Below are 6,433 nucleotides of genomic sequence, written 5' to 3'. Positions count from 1 at the left end.
CTATATTAATAATCATATTATACTATATTAACGCGGTAATTTATAAAAGTAATCCGAACTAAAAAAAGGTTGCCGATACTTTCTCGACAACCTGACCCCGTATTTATACGGGGTTTTCTTTTGTGAAAAACATCTCGATGTTTTTCATTAGAGGTAATGCGACCGCTTGCGGTCAACAAAAACGCTATTGACCGTTTTTGTTCTAGAAGGACATCCCTCCCCATACGATAGTACAAGAAGGGTACGTGAGGAGGGAGTAATCATGAACGATCACACGAGACGGCCACGTCATGAAGTCGTGATGATTAATCGTCGCAGCTTAGCGATATCGGGAGTAAAAAACGTCGAAAGCTTTGACAGCGAAGAATTCCTCTTGGAGACGGACGGCGGCTTTTTAACCATACGAGGCCAAAACCTGCATATGAAAAATTTGAGTCTGGAAACCGGAGAAGTAGCGATCGAGGGGCTCGTTCACGAGATGGCCTATCTGGAGCAAGGGCAGGCCGGGGATCGGTCGAGAGGATTCTTCGGCAAGTTATTCAAGTGAACATCGCCATCCAGTTACAGACGGTATTGGCCATGTCGACGTGTGGTGCACTGATGGGTATGGGATTCGATACGTACCATGTATTTAAAGGCAAGGCCAGACTGCCACTCTGGTTGGTCTTTTTCTTTGACATCCTGTTTTGGGTGGGCAGTATGGGCGCTGTCTTCTTGATTTTGGTGAAAGTGAACGACGGGATTATTCGGTTTCCGATATTTTTTGGAATGCTATTTGGCGCGTGGCTGTACTTCTTATTAGGTAGTAAGAAGTATATCCTTTTCTTGCACCGCGTGATAAAATTCTGTCAGTGGTTTTACCGTACGGTCGTAAAAATTATAGACATCCTGCTTGTACGTCCTGTGCTCTTTCTTTTCCGCGTGATCATCATGGTGCTGACATTTTTGTATTCCGTGTTGCTCGCGATCCTCGGCTTTTTGTGGAAAGTGACGCGTTTTGTCACCTCTCCTTTTGCCAGATGGGGTCAACATTTGGGGAAAAAAATGTACGGAAAAACAACAGGATTTTGGACCAATTGGAAGAATTGGTTTCAATCAAAGAGAAAGCGGGAGTAGATTCGAGGTGGCGTACTGATGAAGGAAGCAAGAACCTCTTCCATTAACCGAAAAGGACAAAGAAGGAGAATGCGTCTCTTTTTCTTTGTGATCCTGTGCTTTTTCGTCTGGACTAGCTATACCTTGTTTTTGCAAAGTGGCGAGTTGTCCAAGAAAGAGACAGAGCTGGAAGTCCTGAAGCAAGAATCAGCGGTCTTGCAGCACAAACAAGAGGATCTGACCTATGAAGCAAGCCGGCTAAACGATCAGGAGTACTTGGCGGAGCTGGTACGTAAGCGAATTTTATTTACCAAGCAGGGCGAAAGCATTTATATCATTCCGGATTGAGTATACAGCTGATCTTCAACGAGAGGGAGGCATTCCACGTCATGGAGATCGAGGTCGGGAGCATACTGGAAGGGAAAGTCACGGGTATCACCAAATTCGGAGCGTTTGTTCAACTGCCGGGCGATGTGACCGGACTGGTGCATATTAGTGAAATTGCTGACGTCTACGTCCGGGACATCCATCAATTTTTAAAAATAGGAGACACGGTAAAGGTAAAAGTCCTCAGCCTCCGTGAGGGCAAGATCGGGCTTTCTATCAAAAAAACAATGGTAAAGGAACGGCCACCCCGCTATCAGCGGGAGCGAAGTGAAGGCTTTGAAGAAAAGCTGAACCGCTTTTTGAAAGAAAGTGAAGACAGGCAGTCCTCCTTGAAGAAAAGCGTAGAGAAAAAGGGCCGCGGTCGGTCTTTTTAATTCGGAAAATTATGACTTTTCTTTCTTTGTGAAAAGCGCATTTTGACTGTAAAAATAGGAAGGTCATTTCAAAGTCTTGACGAATAGAGTATCCTAAGCCCGTTTCGCAAAGCGCGAATCACCTGTCAGCCGACGTTATCCGCCATAACGTCGGTTTTTTTTGTCCGTTTGCGTTAATGAATTTGTCGCACGATTCTGTGAATATTCATTGGATTTTTGACAAATTTTACAATGCCCCCTCCGTATAATGGAGAAACACATTGACCAAGAACGGGGTGGAGCGAAATGATTGCGAACAAAAACGTAACACAAGCCGGACAGGCTTGGACGCGGCAAGTGTCCGATCGAATGGGTACCACTGCGCAGACGTGGGGAGAAAAAGTAGCAGATTTCATAGAGAAGTGGAATGTTCTCCCCATCCTCATGGGCTTCTTATTAGGACGAGCTCTAATCGTGGAAGAGCTAACCCCCTTTGCTATACCGTATTTCATTGTCATGTTTTATATTCGTCGAGATTGTTTGCTTGTCACGGGGATGGCTCTTATTATCGGCGCTTTTACCCAGTCAGTGCCTGTAGGACTGGAAACCGCCTTGAGCGTGATACTTGCCTTGTTTGCCTGCAAACTGATGAATAAAATGCGCAACAAAGATTTTTCACGGACGCCTTTGCTGGTCGTCGGGACGATTTTCATCAGCCGTCTGTTGTATGCGGTTCTGACCAATCAGGTAACGACCTACGAGCTTGTGATGGTAGCAGTGGAAGCGATTCTTGGCTTTGTACTGACTCTCATCTTCATCCAGTCTTTATCGATCATTCATTTGGCGAAGCCTTACGAACCTCTCAAAAATGAAGAGATCGTTTCGTTAGTCATTTTACTGGCTTCCCTGATGACGGGTACTGTGGATTGGATGGTCGAAGGCATTTCAATGGAGCATGTACTTACACGCTATTTGCTGCTCGTCTTTGCTTTTGTCGGTGGTGGCACGATCGGTGCGGCTGTTGGTGTGGTCACAGGTCTCATCCTCAGTCTGGCTAATGTGAGTGCTCTTTTACAAATCAATCTGCTCGCTTTTTCCGGTCTTCTGGCAGGCTTGCTGAAGGAAGGCGGCAAAGTGGGCGTATCCGCAGGCTTGTTGATCGGTACGGCTATTCTTGCGATTTACGGTGGAGCAGAAGAGACACTCTACTACTCCTTGATTGAAACCTCTCTGGCCATTGTGCTCTTCATTCTGACCCCTGCTGCTCTTTGGAAAAAAGTAGCGCGATTTATCCCCGGGACTCCCGAGAATCTACAATCCCATCAAGAATACATGCGCAGAGTTCGCGATGTGACAGCGGGCAAGATCCAGCAATTCTCCGATTTGTTTACGCAACTCTCCCATAGCTTTGCCCAGACAGCCGATCCTGAAGAAATAGAAGAACAGGCCGATGCCTTTCTTAGCCGCGTATCTGAATTCACCTGCCAGAAATGCTGGAAAAAAGAACAATGCTGGGAAAAAGATACGCAATCGACCTATGAGGGAATGCGCTTCTTAATGGAAAAAGTGTACGAGAACGGTACCTTGGCTGGCGTTACACCGCCGCGTGATTGGGAGCGCAAGTGCGTCAAAACCGAAAAGGTCATGACTGTAATGGAGCAGGAATACGATCGCCAGCAATCGTTTGACCAACTGAAAAAGCAGGTAAAGGAAAGCCGAATGCTCGTAGCTGACCAGCTATCGGGAGTCTCGCGTGTCATGAGTGATTTTGCCCGGGAAATACAACGGGAGGGCATGGAGCTGAGCTTTCAGGAAAAGCAGGTCTCACAAGCATTGGAGGGCTTGGGTCTGTCGGTACGCCGAGTAGAAATACACAGCTTGGAAGAAGGGAAGGTCGATATCGAAATCAGTCAGCCGACTTGTTATGGCCGCGATGAATGCGCGAAGATCGTGGCTCCCATGCTCACGGAGATTTTGGGAGAAAACATTGTGGTTCGCGAGCGGCATTGTGAAGCGCAAAAAGACGGTTCATGCACGATGTGCCTTGCTTCCGCCAAAACATATGAGATCGATATCGGGGTCGCAGGTGCAGCCAAGGACGGCAAGCTATTATCTGGTGACAGCTTCCGCACGATGGATTTGGGTAATGGAAAAATGGCGCTGGCGATCAGCGATGGAATGGGAAATGGCGAGCGGGCATCCATAGAGAGTCAGTCCGCCCTCGATATGCTCCAGCAGCTTCTGCGTTCTGGTATGGACGAAAAAATTTCGATCAAAACCGTTAACTCCGTGCTCGCCCTGCGCTCCAAGGAGGAAATGTTCGCGACGGTGGACTTGGCTCTGATCGATTTACAAACAGCTCATACGCGTTTTGTAAAAATCGGCTCCACCCCGAGCTTTGTCAAAAGAAATAAAGATGTCATCACGATCACCGCCAACAACCTGCCAGTGGGGATTTTGGAAGAAATCGAGGTGGATGTCGTATCTCGTATGCTCAAGCCAGGTGATTTGCTCGTCATGATGTCCGATGGCATCTATGAGGCGCCGCGCCATATTGAGAATAGGCAAGCGTGGATGAAGCGAATCATCAGTGAACTGGAGACGAATGATCCACAGGAGGTCGCTGATTTACTGTTGGAAAAAGTTATTCGCCAGCATTCCGGACAAATTGTTGATGACATGACTGTGTTGGTGGCGCGAATTGACCGCTTTGTACCACAGTGGGCTGCCATCGCGGTGCATGGGATGGAGAAGCTCGAGCGTCCACGGATTGTGAGTTAGAAGTATGTTTTCTCTATTACCCGTCGATACTGTTGCTAAAAATACCCTGCGAAGTGAAGTGGATGAACGATCGCTACACGGAGCTGGGACTGACAAAACAGATCGAATGGGGAGATTATTGTGAAAGAAGCGACACTTCGTCAAATACTGGTAGTGACAGACGGTTGCTCCAACTCGGGGATGAGCCCCGTTGCTGCGGCGGCACTGGCACGGGAGCAAGGAATTACGGTCAATGTGATTGGTGTAATCGACAAGAGTGAGCTGGGTGAGAAAGGGGAGAAGGAAATTAGGGATATTGCGGAAGCAGGTGGTGGACTCTGCGACATCGTGTACCCCCAACAGCTTGCGCAAACGGTACAAATGCTGACGCGAAAAGCAATGACACGTACCATTCATCAAGTGGTTAATAAAGAATTAAAAGAGATTTTGGGCGATTCCGGAATAGAGGAGCTGGCACCCGATAAAAGAGTGCAGGTTGCCGGAATGGTTGACGAGTTAGGTGAAAAAAGCAGCTTGAACGTCGTGATGCTGGTCGATACCTCGGGAAGTATGAAGCCAAAGCTGTCGGCTGTTCAGCAAGCGATACACGATTTCAGTATTAGTCTGCATTCGCGGAGTGGACAAAGCAGAATGGCGGTCGGTTCATTTCCGGGGAAACAAAAGCATCTCGATATCCGCATTCCGTGGACAGAAAAGGTCGAGCAGGCCCATCAAATTACGAGTGATTTGGCGATGAGCGGAATTACTCCTACAGGCCCCGCCATCGTAGAGGCAATTGCCCTGTTTGAGCAGGACAAGCTCCCACGCACGCTGCAAGAGCGTTACATCGACCAAGACGAAGAGGACGATTCGAACGGAATGCTGCGTGACCATGTCTTTTAAGGCAGCCACCCCCGACCTGCCCAAGCAATTTACAGGCAAATGGAACAAAAAATCGTACCACGTCTTACGGGAGTTGGGGCGTGGTGCAAACGGGACCGTGTACTTGGTATCCCAAGGTGGCGTACAGCGCGCGGTTAAGGTCGGTGTGGAAGGCATAGACATTTTAATGGAAGTGAATGTGTTGAAAAGCACACAGCAGGGGCGGGATTCCAAAGTGGGACCGCTCCTGTGCGACGTGGACGATCTCGTTGTAAACGGGAAGGCCTGTACGTTTTATGCCATGGAGTATCTTCAAGGCTTGCAATTGGATGAATATATCAAGCAAGAGGGTACAGACTGGGTGGCCGTGATGATGGTTCAATTACTGGCTCGTCTCGATGTTTTGCACCAGCATGGCTATATTTTTGGGGATTTGAAACCGCAGAATGTGATGGTTACCCAAACGGACAAGCAGGTACGCTTGATTGATTTCGGTGGAGTGACCAAGCTGGGCAACGCCGTTCGGCAGTTTACAGAAGAGTACGATCGAGCTTTTTGGCACGCAGGTGATAGACGGGCTGAAGTAAGTTATGACCTGTTCTCGACAGCCGTGATGATGGTGCGTCTGACGGTTGGACCGGAAACGTGGAAAAACAGCCTTGGTGACCCACGTCACACGATATTACTCTGTGATATAATACGAAAAAGTGACAGCCTGTATCCTTACCGGGAGCCTTTATTGAAGGCGTTTCACGGTAAGTTTGCGACCGCGAAAGAAATGCGAGCGGAGCTGTTGGCAGTCTTGCGAGATAGCATGGTTGCCAAACCGCAAAAGCCGCAAAAGAAACCACGGAAGAAAGGGAACGCAGGGGCGGGCATTAGCGGTCTTTTTGTCGCCTCGTTACTCTTATTGGCTGGCACTTTGTATTACGCATGGTTTATGTGAAGGATGTGAC

At 48.2% G+C, this 6,433-nt stretch carries 7 protein-coding genes; all 7 read left to right on the top strand.

Translation table 11 applies throughout. The features are described from left to right. Window positions 1–262 precede the first annotated feature (262 nt). Window positions 263–547, top strand: coding sequence for a sporulation protein YabP (gene yabP, locus ACFVS2_RS34215; protein WP_007726414.1), 285 nt, complete (start codon window positions 263–265; stop codon window positions 545–547). Continuing rightward, window positions 544–1,116: a spore cortex biosynthesis protein YabQ gene (gene yabQ, locus ACFVS2_RS34210; RefSeq protein ID WP_173620743.1), complete on the top strand. Its 573-nt coding sequence runs from the start codon at window positions 544–546 to the stop codon at window positions 1,114–1,116. The genes yabP and yabQ overlap by 4 nt, the downstream gene beginning before the upstream one ends. 18 nt (window positions 1,117–1,134) lie before the next feature. Further along, window positions 1,135–1,443, top strand: coding sequence for an FtsB family cell division protein (locus ACFVS2_RS34205; RefSeq protein WP_173620742.1), 309 nt, complete (start codon window positions 1,135–1,137; stop codon window positions 1,441–1,443). A gap of 41 nt (window positions 1,444–1,484) precedes the next feature. Then, window positions 1,485–1,856: a S1 RNA-binding domain-containing protein gene (locus ACFVS2_RS34200; RefSeq protein WP_173620741.1), complete on the top strand. Its 372-nt coding sequence runs from the start codon at window positions 1,485–1,487 to the stop codon at window positions 1,854–1,856. A 285-nt stretch (window positions 1,857–2,141) separates the two neighbouring features. After that, complete coding sequence (gene spoIIE / locus ACFVS2_RS34195; protein WP_390241070.1) at window positions 2,142–4,616, top strand: stage II sporulation protein E; 2,475 nt, start codon at window positions 2,142–2,144, stop codon at window positions 4,614–4,616. Between the two features lie 120 nt (window positions 4,617–4,736). Beyond that, entirely contained in the window at window positions 4,737–5,498 is a 762-nt protein-coding gene (locus tag ACFVS2_RS34190; protein WP_007726408.1) for a vWA domain-containing protein, read from the top strand. Further along, window positions 5,488–6,423: a serine/threonine protein kinase gene (locus ACFVS2_RS34185; RefSeq protein ID WP_390241066.1), complete on the top strand. Its 936-nt coding sequence runs from the start codon at window positions 5,488–5,490 to the stop codon at window positions 6,421–6,423. Before ACFVS2_RS34190 ends, ACFVS2_RS34185 begins: the two co-directional genes overlap by 11 nt. Window positions 6,424–6,433 lie beyond the last annotated feature (10 nt).

This window comes from Brevibacillus sp. NPDC058079 (assembly GCF_042885155.1).
Lineage (GTDB): Bacteria > Bacillota > Bacilli > Brevibacillales > Brevibacillaceae > Brevibacillus.
The sequence above is the reverse complement of the archived record's forward strand: the minus strand, read 5'-3'. Positions and strand labels throughout refer to the sequence as shown.

Bases quoted from the DNA above. Each gene is read 5' to 3' on its own strand.
- ACFVS2_RS34200 (WP_173620741.1), top strand. From the start codon at position 1,485: ATGGAGATCGAGGTCGGGAGCATACTGGAAGGGAAAGTCACGGGTATC.
- yabP (WP_007726414.1), top strand. From the start codon at position 263: ATGAACGATCACACGAGACGGCCACGTCATGAAGTCGTGATGATTAAT.
- spoIIE (WP_390241070.1), top strand. From the start codon at position 2,142: ATGATTGCGAACAAAAACGTAACACAAGCCGGACAGGCTTGGACGCGG.
- ACFVS2_RS34205 (WP_173620742.1), top strand. From the start codon at position 1,135: ATGAAGGAAGCAAGAACCTCTTCCATTAACCGAAAAGGACAAAGAAGG.
- ACFVS2_RS34185 (WP_390241066.1), top strand. From the start codon at position 5,488: ATGTCTTTTAAGGCAGCCACCCCCGACCTGCCCAAGCAATTTACAGGC.